The organism is Streptomyces sp. 891-h (genome assembly GCF_022760275.1).
In the GTDB taxonomy this organism is placed as follows: Bacteria; Actinomycetota; Actinomycetes; order Streptomycetales; family Streptomycetaceae; genus Streptomyces; species Streptomyces spirodelae.
Window position 1 is genome coordinate 1,833,433 of sequence record NZ_CP050693.1, and the last position, 13,777, is coordinate 1,847,209.

The 13,777-nt window shown below is 72.2% G+C and carries 9 protein-coding genes and 1 riboswitch; of the genes, 2 read left to right on the forward strand and 7 right to left on the reverse strand.

Going from position 1 to position 13,777, the window contains the following annotated elements; translation table 11 throughout:
• Positions 1–31: 31 nt before the first annotated feature.
• The 3 genes from HC362_RS07780 to HC362_RS07790 all read right to left on the reverse strand — a co-directional run bounded on the left by HC362_RS07780 (position 32) and on the right by HC362_RS07790 (position 4,715).
• On the reverse strand, positions 32–1,198 hold the full coding sequence (locus HC362_RS07780) for a nucleotide pyrophosphatase/phosphodiesterase family protein (RefSeq protein ID WP_243088423.1): 1,167 nt from the start codon (positions 1,196–1,198) through the stop codon (positions 32–34).
• A gap of 59 nt (positions 1,199–1,257) precedes the next feature.
• Positions 1,258–1,860 (reverse strand): DUF5998 family protein, encoded by a 603-nt coding sequence (locus HC362_RS07785; RefSeq protein WP_099884820.1) that lies wholly within the window; start codon positions 1,858–1,860, stop codon positions 1,258–1,260.
• An 83-nt stretch (positions 1,861–1,943) separates the two neighbouring features.
• Positions 1,944–4,715 carry a bifunctional GNAT family N-acetyltransferase/acetate--CoA ligase family protein gene (locus HC362_RS07790; RefSeq protein ID WP_243083187.1) on the reverse strand — a complete coding sequence of 924 codons (2,772 nt, stop codon included), beginning with the start codon at positions 4,713–4,715 and terminating at the stop codon, positions 1,944–1,946.
• A gap of 181 nt (positions 4,716–4,896) precedes the next feature.
• Here HC362_RS07790 and HC362_RS07795 point away from each other — a divergent pair, with 181 nt between their 5' ends.
• Entirely contained in the window at positions 4,897–5,178 is a 282-nt protein-coding gene (locus HC362_RS07795; RefSeq protein WP_209268563.1) for an HPr family phosphocarrier protein, read from the forward strand.
• Between the two features lie 316 nt (positions 5,179–5,494).
• On the opposite strand, the gene HC362_RS07800 is transcribed toward HC362_RS07795, so the two are convergent.
• The 3 genes from HC362_RS07800 to HC362_RS07810 all read right to left on the reverse strand — a co-directional run bounded on the left by HC362_RS07800 (position 5,495) and on the right by HC362_RS07810 (position 9,506).
• A complete protein-coding gene (locus HC362_RS07800) occupies positions 5,495–6,316 on the reverse strand; it encodes a M23 family metallopeptidase (protein WP_243083188.1) in 822 nt (273 codons plus the stop codon).
• A gap of 14 nt (positions 6,317–6,330) precedes the next feature.
• Positions 6,331–6,487: riboswitch (cyclic di-AMP (ydaO/yuaA leader) on the reverse strand.
• A 215-nt stretch (positions 6,488–6,702) separates the two neighbouring features.
• Complete coding sequence (locus HC362_RS07805) at positions 6,703–8,079, reverse strand: pitrilysin family protein (RefSeq protein ID WP_243088424.1); 1,377 nt, start codon at positions 8,077–8,079, stop codon at positions 6,703–6,705.
• A gap of 86 nt (positions 8,080–8,165) precedes the next feature.
• Positions 8,166–9,506 (reverse strand): pitrilysin family protein, encoded by a 1,341-nt coding sequence (locus HC362_RS07810; protein WP_243083189.1) that lies wholly within the window; start codon positions 9,504–9,506, stop codon positions 8,166–8,168.
• A 242-nt stretch (positions 9,507–9,748) separates the two neighbouring features.
• Between HC362_RS07810 and HC362_RS07815 the strand changes: the two genes are divergently transcribed.
• A complete protein-coding gene (locus HC362_RS07815) occupies positions 9,749–12,208 on the forward strand; it encodes a DNA topoisomerase IV subunit A (protein WP_243083190.1) in 2,460 nt (819 codons plus the stop codon).
• A gap of 100 nt (positions 12,209–12,308) precedes the next feature.
• Here HC362_RS07815 and HC362_RS07820 read toward each other — a convergent pair whose 3' ends face one another.
• Entirely contained in the window at positions 12,309–13,574 is a 1,266-nt protein-coding gene (locus tag HC362_RS07820; RefSeq protein ID WP_243083191.1) for a CobW family GTP-binding protein, read from the reverse strand.
• Between the last annotated feature and the right edge of the window lie 203 nt (positions 13,575–13,777).

A 13,777-nucleotide genomic window follows, 5' to 3' on the forward strand; every position in this document is an offset into this window, starting at 1 on the left:
CGTGCGCGGGGCGGGTCGGAGGGGTTGTCCGTCAGCTGCGGACCTCCAGCAGCGGGACCAGTTGCTCGGCGGCGGTCGCGGAGCCGTGCATGCCGATCAGCTCGGACTCCTTGGGCTCCCGCCGGGTCGCGACCACCGCGACGTCGTCGTGCATCGCGGCGACCACATCGCCGATTCTGCCGCGTACCCTCGGCTCGACGCCGGGCCCGAACCAGCCCAGTTCGATGGCCTCTTCGCGAGTGGCCACCCACGCCTGCTCGGCCAGCACCTCGCGCCAGACGGTGTGCACATCACCGGCGGCACCGGCGACGGCGTAGACGTGCCGCATCCGGCCCTCGCCGCCCAGGTGAGCGACGCCGGCGCTCAGCTCCCAGTCCTCGTCGAAGTCGATCCTGGCCTCGGGGGTGCCGGGGATGTCGACCATGCCGTGGTCGGCGGTGATGTAGAGCGCCGAGCGCGGCGGCAGCTGCTCGGCCAGCCGCTGCGCGAGCCGGTCGACGTACATCAGCTGGCCGCGCCAGGCGTCCGAGTCCATGCCGTAGCGGTGGCCGTTGCCGTCCAGTTCCGCGTAGTACGTGTAGACGAGGGAGCGGCCCGAGACGGCGAGGCGCTCGGCGGCCAGGTCCATGCGGTCCTCGGCCGAGAGCCGGCCCAGGAAGGTCCCGCCGGACAGTGCGATCTTGGTGAGCGGGGTGTGCTCGAAGTGCGGGGCCGTCACCTGAGCCGCGGCCACTCCCGCGGCCTCGGCCTGCTGGAAGACGGTGGGGTACGGCTGCCACACGTGCGGGTCGGTCCAGGGCTGCCAGCGGAGCTGGTTCATCAGCCGGCCGGTGGCCGGGTCCAGCGCGGTGTAGCCGGGCAGTCCGTGCGCGCCGGGGACGCGTCCGGTGCCGACGGAGGCCAGCGAGGTGGCTGTGGTGGAGGGGAAGCCCGAGGTGATCGGCTCCCCGGTGCCCGCGGTGGAGCTGGGGAGCAGCGAGGTGAGGAACGGCGCTTCCCCGGGGTGCGCCTTGAGGGCTTCCCAGCCCATGCCGTCCACCAGGAAGACACAGACGCGGTCGGCGGGCACCAGCGGCAGTCCGGCCGTCATACCGGGGACGCCCAGCCCGGCGGCGAGGGAGGGCAGCAGATCGGCCAGCGAGCCGGAGCCGTAGCGCGGGACGGGCGCGGTTCGGGGGTCGAGCGGGGCGCCCGGCACAGCGCCGCCGTGCGGGGTGTGCGGGGCCGTGGGGAGCGGGTGCGGGGTGTGCTCGAAGGTCACTGCGGGGGTCCGACCCGGGTGGCGCCGGCGGTGGCCTCGGAGAGCGCCTGCGCGAAGGCGAGGGTCTGGCGGACGGTGTCCGGGCCGTCGCCCGCCTCGCTGACCCGCAGCGAGAGGTCGTCCGCCGTGGCGGAGCCCGTATAGCCGTGGTCGGCCTCGCAGTTGGGGTCACCGCAGGTGGCGGGCTCCATGTCGAGGCGGGAGACGGCGCCCCAGCCGATGGTGAGGACGACCTCGCGGGGCAGGGTGCCGGGGGTGTAGGACTCGGGATTGGCCACCACCCGGGAGAGCACGACGGAGGAGATCCGCTCCAGCTTCACGGACTCGGTCGAGGTGGTGGCGTAAGGGGAGGGCGAGGTGCCGTCGGCCGCCTGCTCGTCGGTGTGGCTGACGAGGAAGCGGGTGCGGGTGAGCACCAGGACCGTGACGTGGCGGCGGACCTCGTTGGAGTCGAATGTCGTCTCCTGATGCACGAGGTACGAGGCCACGGGCTCCCCACCCACCGCCGCCTCGACAGCCTCGGCTACGAGGGCCGGGTAGTAGCCGCTGCGCTCGATCGCCTCACGCAGCCCCTGCGTCGTCGTACCGGTCTTCGCCATGACAGCCATCCTAAGGGCCGTACGGCGACGCAGCCCCGGCCCGCTCCCCCCTGTACGCCACCGCGTCTGCCACGCCCGCGCCCTCAGTACGCCGGGAGCCTACGGGCGCCCAGGTCGGGACGGGTTCCGGGGTCGGCGACGCGGACAGCAGCGTCCAGTACCGTCACCCCTCGGGGCGCCACCACCACCGGGTCGAGCTCGACGGCGACCACCTGCGGGTGATCGTCCATCAGCAGCGAGACCCGCAGCAGCACCTCCTCCAGCGCGGCGGTGTCCGAGGGCTCGGCCCCGCGCCAGCCGAACAGCAGCGGCGCCGACCGGATGGCGCGGACCAGCCCGGCGGCCTCCTTGTCGGTGACGGGCACCAGACGGTGCGCGGTGTCGCCCAGCAGTTCGGAGGGTGCCCCCGCCAGCCCGAAGGAGAGGACGGCGCCGATGGCCGGGTCGAGGGTGCCCCGTACCACGGTGCCCACCCCGCGCGGCGCCATGGACTGCACCACCGGGCGCAGCTCCTCGGGAGCCCCGAGCGCCTCGGTCAGCTCCCCGTAGGCGCGGCGCAGCCCCGCCTCCCCCGCGATGTCCAGCCGCACCCCGCCCAGATCGGCGCGGTGCCGCAGGTGGGGGGCCGTCGTCTTGAGCGCCACGGGGAACCCCAGGGTGCGGGCCGCCGCCACGGCCGCCTCGGCGTCGGGCGCCGCGAGGGTGGGCTGGACGGCGATGCCGTAGCAGCGCAGCAGGTGTGCCGTCTCCTCGTCGGTGAGGGCACGGCCGCGGCCCGGGGCCGGGGGCGTGAAGCGGGCCAGCAGGTCAGCGGCCGCCGACTCGTCGATGTCCAGGTCGGGCACCTTGCCGGGGTCACCGGCTTCCGCGCGCCACCGGGAGTAGCGCACAGCCTCGGACAGGGCGCGGGAGGCCCGCTCGGGCGTCGGATAGGAGGGCAGTCCGCGCCTGGCCAGCGCCTTCTGCAGCCCCTCCATCGCCAGATGTACCACCGCGACCGGCTTGCGCTGGGCGCCCTCGGTGGTGGCGACGGCCTCGACGGCTTCCCGCAGCGCGTCGGCGAGGGCCTCGACATGGCCGTCGGGCGGGCTCTGGGGCGGGGCCGGGTCGGTCGTCGCGCCGGTCGCGCCGCTCGTGCCCGGCAGCTGAGTGGGGACGGTGGGGATGACGGTGACCAGCACGGCGTCCGTGGCCGCGTCGATGAGCGCCTCGCGCAGCGCCCGGCCGAAGTCGTCGGGAGCGGCCGAGGTGGGCAGCGCCACGACGGGGCGCGGCCGCAGCCCGTCGGTGAGGCAGGCGTCGTACGTCAGCAGGCTCATCGCGTCGGTGTTGCCGAGGATGCCGACGTGCGGGCCGGCCGGCGGCGGCTGCTCGGCGAGGAGAACGCCGGTGTCCAGCAGCTCGGTGAAGGTGTCGACCATCAGGACGCCCGCCTGGCGCAGCAGCGCGTAGACGGTGGCGTCGGGGGTGCGGGACGCCGGAGCCGCGTGACCCGGCGGGGGCGCGCTGCCGCGCTGCCGGGCTCCCTTGACGACGACGACCGGCTTGCGGGCCGCGGTACGCCGGGCGAGCCGGGTGAACTTGCGGGGGTTGCCGATGGACTCCAGGTACATCAGCACGACGTCGGTCGCCGCGTCCTCGTCCCAGTGCTGGAGCAGATCGTTGCCGGAGACGTCGGCGCGGTTGCCCGCCGAGACGAAGGAGGAGGGCCCGACGCCGCGCCGGTCGAGCCCGTCGAGCAGGGCGATGCCGATGGCACCGGACTGGGTGAAGACGCCGATCCTGCCACGCGCCGGCATCCGCAGCGAGGGGGTCGCGTTGAGCCGTACGTCGTCCGCTGTGTTGATCAGTCCGAGGGCTCCGGGGCCGATCAGCCGCATCCCGTAGGAGCGGGCGAGCCGTACCAGCTCGCGCTGCTCGTCCCGGCCGACCCCTTCGGAGAGGACGGCCAGCCCCTGCACGGCCGCCTCACCGCAGTCGCCGATGACGGTGTGCAGCTGGTCGGCGGGGACGGCGAGCACGGCCAGGTCGACGTGCTCGGGGATCTCCCTCACCGAACGGTAGCCCGGCACCCCGGCCGGCATGTCCGAGGTCGCCCCGGGGTCCAGCGCGTGGTTGACCGCGTACAGCCGTCCCGGGAAGCCGCCGGTGAGCAGGCTTCCCAGGACCGCACGCCCCGCACCGCCGGGGGTACGGCTGACCCCCACGACGGCGACGGAACCGGGAGCCAGCAGCCGGGCGACGGACCGCGCCTCGGCACGCTGCTCACGGGCCCGCATGACGGCCAGCGAACGCTCGGTGGGCTCCAGGTCCAGGGTGAGATGGACCGAACCGTCCTCGAAGCTGCGCTTCTGGGAGTACCCGGCGTCCGTGAACACCTTGATCATCTTGGTGTTGGCGGGCATCACCTCGGCCGCGAAGCGGCGGATGCCGCGCTCCCTGGCGACCGCACCGATGTGCTCAAGGAGCGCGGAGGCCACCCCTCTGCCCTGCTGGTCATCGCGGACCAGGAAGGCCACCTCGGCCTCGTCGGCCGGCTCGCCGGCCGGGCGGCCGAACTCGTCGATGCGGTCGTAGCGGACCGTCGCGATGAACTCGCCGCCGATCGTCGCCGCCAGGCCGACACGGTCGACGTAGTCGTGGTGGGTGAAGCGGCGAACGTCGCGGTCGGACAGCCTGGGATAGGGCGCGAAGAACCGGTAGTACTTCGACTCGTCGGACACCTGCTCGTAGAAGCTGACCAGCCGCTCCGCGTCGTCGGGCGTGATCGGCCGGACCCGGGCGGTACCGCCGTCACGCAGCACGATGTCGGCTTCCCAGTGGGCCGGATAGGCGCGCTCCTCGGGGCTCGGCATGGGGCCAGCGTACGGCTCGGGGAGGGCGCGTGCTCAGGGATGCGGCAGTGCGTCGTATCGTCGCGGGAAGAGCGCCGCAGCTTCCGCACCCGCGTCCGCGACCGCGTCCGCCGGTTCATGGAGCACCTCGGCGACCGTGCAAGACTGGTCTAGACAACCATAACGATCGAAGGGCAACACCATGGTTGAGCGCCGCGTCACCGTCGGCTGGGCCGAGGGGCTGCACGCCCGCCCCGCCTCCATCTTCGTCCGTGCCGCCTCGGCTGCCGGGGTCCCGGTCACCGTCCGGAAGGGCGAGGGCAACCCCGTCAACGCGGCCTCCATGCTCGGTGTGCTCGGCCTGGGCGCGGAGGGAGGCGAGGAGATCGTCCTCGCCTCCGAGGCGGAGGGCGCCGAGGAGGCCCTCGACCGGCTCGCGAAGCTGGTCTCCGAGGGCCTGGAAGAGCTGCCCGAAACGGTGTGACCGAGCGTTCGGGCTGAGGCCGTCGCGGATTCCGCCGGGCCTCGCCGTTGTGGTTGCTCACCGTCGCGGCGGGCAATTGACGAGGGGGCGCCGCACCTGACGGTGCGGCGCCCCCTCGTGCTCCCCGTCCCAGCCGTGCGCGTGACGGGCCTCAGCCGGACGCTGGGAGCGCGAGGGGCGCTGGGCCGCCAGGCCCAGCGCCCCTCGCCATAAGTCCGCCGTCACTGGGGGTACCTCCCAGCCGGAGGCTGGGGGAGCGCAACCACCGACCAGAGAGTCCGGCGGAATGGGTGACGGCCTCGGCCCAAGCGTTCGGTCAGAGCTTCACACCGTGCTGGCGCAGGTACGCGACCGGGTCGATGTCCGACCCGTAGTCGGGACCGGTACGGGCCTCGAAGTGGAGGTGCGGGCCCGAGGAGTTGCCGGTCGAGCCGGAGAGGCCGATCTGCTGGCCGGACTTGACCTCCTGGCCGACCGAGACACCGATCGAGTTGAGGTGGCCGTACTGCGTGTACGTGCCGTCCTTGTGCTTGATCACGATGTTGTTGCCGTAGGCCCCGCCGTTGCCGGCCTCCACGACCTCACCGGCGGCGACGGAACGCACCGGGGTGTTCATGCCCGCGTGGAAGTCCACGCCGGTGTGGCTGCCGGACGACCACATGCCGCCGCCCTGCTTGTAGCCGGTCGAGATGTAGGAGCCCTCGACGGGCAGCACATAGGCGTTGAGCTTCGCCCGCTCCGCTTCCCGGGCCGCCTTGCGCTTCGCCTCGCGCTCCTTCTCCGCCTTCTCGGCCGCCGCCTTGCGCCGGGCCTCGTCGGCCTTCCGCTTGGCCTCGGCCTTCGCCTTGGCAGCTTCTTCCTTGGCGTCTGTCTCCGCCTTGGCCTGCTCGGCGTGGAGAGCCTGCTGGTAGGCCTGCTCGTCCAGCGTCTCGGAGATCGGGCCGCCGACGGCCTCGCTCACCTTCGCGTCGGGCTGGACGGGGGCGTGGTTCTGGTCTCCGCTCGCGGCGAAGGCGGGAGAGGCGATGGACCCGACGACGCCCACGGTGGCGAGCCCGGCTATGCCTGCTGCTCCCCCTGCGGCCCTGCGGGCCTTGCTCGGACGCCTGTGCTTGCCAGTGGCACGGGTGAACGCCATACGGAGGCGTACTCCTTTCCTTCCTTCTCGCCTACCGGGTTAGCTGACGGGTTCGGAGCAGGAAGGTCTCCTACGGGCCGCCTCTTGCGAGGCCGTCCGATTCACCCCAATGGGACCTGGGTCCCCGGTCCCCCTCGGCACTTCGCCTCGGGGATTCGGCGATCGCTCTCCGTCGGCCGCGGGTGCGGTCACTTCTGACGGACAGCGGCAACGACGCTAATCGGGGCCAACTCCGAGCGGCAAACGAATCCCTGACTTTGTCGCGTTCGCCACACTCCAACTCAGCAGCAATCGCGACAGAAAGGGACATCACGCGGGGCCCGGAAGGAGCGATTCCTCCTCCCGGGCCCCACTTTTCGTCTGCCGTCCCGGCCCCGTCGGCGGGCTCAGGAGCCGGAGACCACCTTGACGTCGCCGATGCCCAACTCCCTTACGGGATCGGCGATCTGGGACGCGTCGCCGACCAGTACCGTCACCAGCCGGTCGGCGGGCAGTGCGCTGACCGCGGCGGCCGTGGCCTCAACCGTGCCGGTCTCGGCGAGTTGGGCGTACAGCCGCGCCTGGAAGTCGTCCGGCAGGTACTGCTCCACCTGGTCGGCCAGCGTCCCGGCGACGGCCGCTGCCGTCTCGTAGCGCAGCGGCGCGACGCCCACCAGGTTCCGCACGGCCACGTCGCGTTCCTCGTCGGTCAGCCCCTCGGCTGCCAGCTTCCGCAGCACCTGCCACAGGTCGTCCAGCGCGGGCCCGGTCACATCGGTGGCCACCGAGCCGCTGATGGCCAGCAGCGCGGCACCGCCGCCGTCCGCTGTGGAGCGCAGCACCTGCCCGAACGCGCGTACGCCGTAGGTGTAGCCCTTCTCCTCGCGCAGCACCCGGTCCAGCCGCGAGGTGAGGGTGCCGCCCAGGCAGTAGACGCCCAGCAACTGCGCGGGCCACACCCGGTCGTGCCGGTCGGGGCCGACCCGGCCGATCAGCAGCTGCGTCTGCACAGCGCCCGGCCGGTCCACGATGACGACCCGGCCGGTGTCGTCCGCGGTGATCGGCGACATCGGGCTCGGCGCCACCGCGGCCCCCGTCCAGCCGCCGAGGGACTCGTCGAGCGCCGCCTCGACTCCGCCCTCGATCCCCTCCAGATCGCCGACCACCACGACGGTGGCCGTCGCGGGGCGCACATGCGCCTCGTAGAAGGCGCGCACGGCGGCCGCGTCGATCCGCCGCACCGTCTCCTCGGTGCCCTGCCTCGGCCGCGACATCCGCGACTCGGCGGGGAACAGCTCCCGGGACAGCTCCTTGGCCGCACGGCGGGCCGGGTTGGCCAGTTCGTGCGGGATCTCGTCCAGCCGGTTGGCGACCAGCCGCTCGATCTCGCTGTCGGGGAACGCCGGGGCGCGCAGCGCGTCGGCGAGCAGCCCCAGCGCCTTGGGCAGCCGCGATGCGGGCACCTCCAGCGAGACCCGCACCCCGGGGTGGTCCGCGTTCGCGTCGAGCGTGGCGCCGCACCGCTCGAGCTCGGCGGCGAACTCCTCGGCGGTGTGCTTGTCCGTGCCCTCGCTCAGCGCGCGGGCCATGATGGTGGCGACCCCGTCCAGCCCCTCGGGCTCCGCGTCCAGCGGCGCCTCCAGGTTCACCTCGACGGCGACGACCTTCTGGCCGGGACGGTGGCAGCGCAGCACCGTCAGCCCGTTGGCCATCGTGCCGCGCTCCGGCGTGGGGAAGGCCCACGGCTTCGGGATGCCGCTGGGCGGCTGGGGGTGGAACTCCATGCTCTTCCCTGCTGTCTCCGCGATCCCCGCGGGGCTCGCGCCCGCCGTCGCCGCGGCGCTCTGGCTGCTGCTCGCCGGTGTCTCGCTCACTGCCCGGTCTCCTCTTCGTCGTTCCCCGCCTCGTCCTCGTGCGCCAGCGGCTCGTACACGAGCACGGCCCGGTTGTCGGAGCGCAGCCGCCGCGCAGCCACCTCCCGCACCTCCTCGCGGGTCACCTCCAGCACGCGCCCCACCGCCGAGAGCGCGAGCTGCGGGTCGCCGAAGAGCACCGCGTACCGGCACAGTTCATCGGCGCGGCCGCCGACCGTGGCCAGCCGGTCCAGCCACTCCCGCTCCAACTGGGCCTGGGCCCGCTCCATCTCCTCCTCGCTGGGGCCCTCCTCGGCGAACCGGCGCAGCTCCTCGTCGACGGCGGCCTGGATGTCGGCGAGCTCCGCGCCGCTGGAGGCCTTGATGTCCAGCCAGCCGAGCGAGGGGGCGCCCGCCAGCCGCAGCAGGCCGAAGCCGGCAGCGACGGCCGAGCGATCGTGCCGCACCAGCCGGGCGTAGAGGCGGGAGGACTCGCCGCCGCCCAGGGCGGTCAGCGCCAGATCGGCCGCGTCCGCCTCGCGGGTGCCGTCGTGCGGCAGCCGGTAGCCGTTCATCAGCGCCCGGGAGGGCACGTCCTCCTCGATGAGCTCGCGCTTCTCCTCGCCGATCAGCTCGGGCAGCGAGCCGTCCCGCGGCGGGCGCTTGCCGTCGTGGCCCGGGATGGAGCCGAAGTACTTCTCGATCCAGGCGAGTGCCTGCTCCGGGTCGATGTCGCCGACGACCGACAGCACGGCGTTGTTGGGCGCGTAGTACGTACGGAAGAACTCCTGCGCGTCCTGGAGGGAGGCCGCGTCCAGGTCCTCCATGGAGCCGATCGGGGTGTGGTGGTAGGGGTGGCCCTCGGGGAAGAGCAGGGCGGTCATCCGCTCGAACGCGGTGCCGTAGGGCACGTTGTCGTAGCGCTGGCGGCGCTCGTTCTTGACCACGTCGCGCTGGTTCTCCATGGACTCCTCGTCCAGCGCGGCCAGCAGCGACCCCATCCGGTCCGCCTCCAGCCACAGGGCGAGCTCCAGCTCGTGGGCCGGCATCGTCTCGAAGTAGTTGGTGCGCTCGAAGCTGGTGGTGCCGTTCAGCGACCCGCCCGCGCCCTGCACCAGCTCGAAGTGGCCGTTGCCCTTCACCTGCGCCGAGCCCTGGAACATCAGGTGCTCGAAGAGGTGGGCCAGGCCGGTGCGGCCCTTTGCCTCGTGGCGGGAACCGACGTCGTACCAGAGGCAGACAGCGGCAACGGGGGTCTGGTGATCCTCGGAGAGCACCACTCGCAGGCCGTTGGCCAGCCGGTGCTCCGTCGCTGTCAGCCCACCGGTGGCCGGCGGGGGCGTGGCCGTGTGACCCATGGGCGTGGAGTCCCTTCGGTAGCGGGGGATCCCGGCCGGGCGCCGGGAACTGCCGGCCGCCTGGCGCCTCACGCGACCGGCGGCCCTGTCACTGTATGCAACCACGCCGACAAGGTGCGAAGTTCCCGTACGGTCTACCGAGCGACCGCCCTGTCAGTGGGCCGGTCCACAATGGTCGACCGACAGCACAAGAGCGACAGCACAAGAGCGAAGCACGAAGCAGCGAAGGAGCCGCAGCCGCGATGGCCCGCCGCAGTAAAAGCCGTACACCGGCACCGGAGCCGGGAGAGGACTTCGAGGAGCGCATCGTCGACATCGACGTCGTCGACGAGATGCAGGGCTCCTACCTGGAGTATGCGTATTCGGTCATCTACTCGCGCGCGCTCCCCGACGCCCGCGACGGAATGAAACCCGTGCAGCGCCGGATCCTGTACCAGATGCACGAGATGGGCCTGCGCCCCGACAGGTCGTATGTGAAGTGCGCCCGCGTCGTGGGCGAAGTGATGGGAAAGCTGCACCCGCACGGTGACTCGCCCATCTACGACGCCCTGGTGCGTATGGCACAGGACTTCTCGATGCGGCTGCCGCTGGTCGACGGGCACGGCAACTTCGGTTCGCTGGGCAACGACGACCCGCCCGCCGCGATGCGGTATACCGAATGCCGCTCGGCGCCGGCCGCCGGGCTGATGGTGGAGTCGATCGACGAGGAGACCGTCGACTTCGGCGCCAACTACGACGGCAGCGAGGAAGAGCCGGTCACGCTGCCCGCCGCCTACCCCAATCTGCTGGTGAACGGCTCCTCCGGGATCGCGGTCGGCATGGCGACGAACATGCCGCCGCACAACCTGAGCGAAGTCATCGCGGCAGCCCGGCACCTGATCAAGCACCCGGGCGCCGACCTGCAGACCCTGATGAACTTCATCCCGGGTCCCGACCTGCCGACCGGCGGCAAGATCGTCGGCAGGGAGGGCATCGAGGACGCCTACCGCTCCGGGCGCGGCTCCTTCAAGATCCGCGCCACGGTGTCGATCGAGCAGGTCACGGCCCGGCGCAAGGGCCTTGTGGTCACCGAGCTGCCGTTCGCCGTCGGCCCCGAGAAGGTCATCTCCAAGATCAAGGACCTGGTCAACGCGAAAAAGCTCCAGGGCATCGCGGATGTGAAGGACCTCACCGACCGGGAGCACGGACTGCGTCTGGTCATCGAGGTCAAGAACGGCTTCAACCCGGAGGCCGTCCTCTCGCAGCTCTACAAGCTGACGCCGATGGAGGAGTCCTTCGGCATCAACAACGTCGCCCTGGTGGACGGCCAGCCGCTCACCCTCGGCCTCAAGGAGCTGCTGGAGGTCTACGTCGACCACCGGTTCGAGGTGGTGCGGCGGCGCAGCGAGTTCCGGCGCGGCAAGCGGCGCGACCGGCTGCACCTGGTGGAAGGCTTGCTGGTGGCGCTCGTCGACATCGACGAGGTCATCAGAATCATCCGGTCGAGTGAGAACGCGGCGGAGGCGAAGGCCTCGCTCATCTCCCGCTTCGGTCTCAGCGAGATCCAGACCCAGTACATCCTGGACACCCCGCTGCGCCGGCTCACCAAGTTCGACCGCATCGAGCTGGAGGACGAGCGCGACCGGCTCAAGGGCGAGATCGAGCAGCTGACCCGCATCCTCGAATCGGACGCGGAGCTGCGCAAGCTCGTCTCCTCCGAACTGTCCGCCGTCGCCAAGAAGTACGGCACTCCGCGCCGCACCGAGCTGCTGGACTCGGCCGAGGTTCCGGTGGCCTCCGTACCGCTGGAGGTCGCCGACGACCCCTGCCGGGTGCTGCTCTCCTCCACGGGTCTGCTGGCACGGACCGCCAACGGCGGGATGGAGTTCGGCGAGTCCGCCAAGCGCGTCAAGCACGATGTGATCGTCTCCGCCGTGCCCGCCACCACGCGCGGCGAGGTCGGCGCCGTGACCTCGACAGGCCGCCTGCTGCGGCTCCAGGTCGTCGACCTGCCGCAGCTGCCGGAGACGGCCACCGCGCCCAACCTGGCGGGCGGAGCCCAGATCTCGGAGTTCCTCACCCTGGAGAACGACGAGACGCTGATCTGTCTGACCACACTGGACGAGTCCTCGCCTGGGCTGGCGATCGGCACCGAGCAAGGCGTCGTCAAGCGCGTGGTGCCCGACTATCCGTCGAACCGGGGCGAGTTGGAGGTCATCACTCTCAAGGAGGGCGACCGGATCGTCGGCGGCGCCGAGCTGCGCACCGGCGAGGAGGACCTGGTCTTCATCACCGACGAGGCGCAGCTGCTGCGCTTCCAGGCCGGCCAGGTGCGCCCGCAGGGCCGTCCGGCGGGCGGCGTGGCGGGCATCAAGCTCGGGCAGGACGCGAAGGTGATCTTCTTCGGCGCCGTCGACCCGGCCACCGAAGGAGCCGTCTTCACCGCGGCCGGCGCCGAGGGCACGCTGGACGACTCGCTGAGCACCGCCAAGCTGACCCCCTTCGACCAGTTCCCGCGCAAGGGGCGCGCGACGGGCGGTGTGCGCTGCCAGCGCTTCCTCAAGGGCGAGGACCGGCTGCGGCTGGCGTGGGCGGGCTCCACACCCGCGCTGGCGGCGACCAAGACGGGCGCCCCCGCCGAACTGCCCGAGCCCGACCCCCGCAGGGACGGTTCGGGGCTGCCGCTGAAGAAGCAGATCGCGGCGGTGGCGGGGCCGGTGTAGCGGCCGCTGTGACTGGCCGGGGCAACGACTGAGGGCGACGGCTGAGGGTGACGGCTGGGAGGTGCGGCGGTGCCGGGGCGAGGCCCCGGCACCGCCGCCGTCATACGGGGGTGCCCCAGGCGGTGTCGGCCCCGACCGGGGCGCCGATCTCGGCAGCCGGCTCGTCGTCGGGGTCGTCCGGGACATCCGTGTCGTCCGTGTCGTCCGTGTCGGCCGCGTCGTCCACGCCGTCCGGCTCTTCCGGGTCGTCCTCGCGGGTGTCGACGTACCGGAGCACTCCCCACATGGCGCGCTCGTCAGGGCCCTCGGGTCCGGCGACGCAGGCGGTCAGCCCGTTGTGCAGCGCCGTACCGTCCACTCCGGAGCCGATCAGCACCAGCTCCGTCGGCCGTTCCTCGGACCGGGGCCGCCGCTGGGGCGCGAACCGGAGGAAGCCGCCCACGGCGTGCACCTCGTACACGTTGTCGGGGTCGGCCACGCCGAAGTTCACATAGCCCTTGAGCCGGTACAGCCCCTCCGGCCTGGCGTCCAGGAACTCCAGGAAGCGACGCGGGTCCAGCGGCGCTTCCGAGGTGAACTCCACGGTTTCGTAGGCAGCGTGCAGGTGTGCCGCGTGGCTCCCGTCCCCGCCACCGTCACAGCCGCCCCCGTCGCAGCCGTCCACATCGCAGCCGTCCTCGTCGTCGCCGTACAGCAGCGAGTCGAACGAGAGCTGCTCGACGGGTGGCCTCTCGCGCCGTACGCGGTCGAACAGCAGCGTCGGGTCGACGCGGCCGAACGAGGCGGGGACGACGGGCGTGGCAGGACTGAGCCGCCGCAGTTCCGCGCCGAGGGCTTCCCGGCGCTCGTCGGTGACCCGATCGGCCTTGTTGAGTACGAGCAGATCGGCCGCCCGCACATGGCGCTCCAGCTCGGGGTGGCGTGTGCGGACGGCCTCGAACTCCGCCGCGTCGACGACCTCCACCAGCCCGCCGTAGACGATGTGCGGGCTCGAACTGGCCAGCACCATCCGGATCAGCGTCTCCGGCTCGGCCACTCCGCTAGCCTCGATCACGATGACGTCCATACCGGCCGCGGGGCGCGCGAGCATGTCGAGGACCTCGTCCATGTCGCTGGTGTCCACCGCGCAGCACAGACAGCCGTCACCGAGGGAGACCATGGAGTCGACCTGGCCGGAAACCGCCATGGCGTCGATCTCGATACTGCCGAAGTCGTTGACGATCGCCCCGATACGGGTGCCTCTCGCCCGGCGCAGCAGATGGTTGAGGAGGGTGGTCTTTCCCGAGCCGAGGAAACCGGCCAGTACGACGACCGGGATACGGCCGCCCACCGCGCCCCGCTGGGCACCGGCCTCCGTAGCGCGCAACGCTTCGCCCCCTCCTGTCCGACTCCACCCTGCGGCTGTCCGCGCCCCGTGCCGGCTTGCCGCCGCCTCGTGCTGCTCCGCTGCTCGCGCGTCGCCGTGCTGCCGTGGCCTCGGTCGCGACCCCCGGAACACCCCCGGCGCGGTTCCCCCGGAACACCCGCGGAACGGCTGCCGATCGTACCGAACGGATCTCTCCGGTTCCC

What these genes read in the sequence shown, in the direction of transcription:
- HC362_RS07785 (WP_099884820.1), bottom strand. Translation starts at nt 1,860, where the DNA reads ATGGCGAAGACCGGTACGACGACGCAGGGGCTGCGTGAGGCGATCGAG.
- HC362_RS07815 (WP_243083190.1), top strand. Translation starts at nt 9,749, where the DNA reads ATGGCCCGCCGCAGTAAAAGCCGTACACCGGCACCGGAGCCGGGAGAG.
- HC362_RS07790 (WP_243083187.1), bottom strand. Translation starts at nt 4,715, where the DNA reads ATGCCGAGCCCCGAGGAGCGCGCCTATCCGGCCCACTGGGAAGCCGAC.
- HC362_RS07800 (WP_243083188.1), bottom strand. Translation starts at nt 6,316, where the DNA reads ATGGCGTTCACCCGTGCCACTGGCAAGCACAGGCGTCCGAGCAAGGCC.
- HC362_RS07810 (WP_243083189.1), bottom strand. Translation starts at nt 9,506, where the DNA reads ATGGGTCACACGGCCACGCCCCCGCCGGCCACCGGTGGGCTGACAGCG.
- HC362_RS07795 (WP_209268563.1), top strand. Translation starts at nt 4,897, where the DNA reads ATGGTTGAGCGCCGCGTCACCGTCGGCTGGGCCGAGGGGCTGCACGCC.
- HC362_RS07805 (WP_243088424.1), bottom strand. Translation starts at nt 8,079, where the DNA reads ATGGAGTTCCACCCCCAGCCGCCCAGCGGCATCCCGAAGCCGTGGGCC.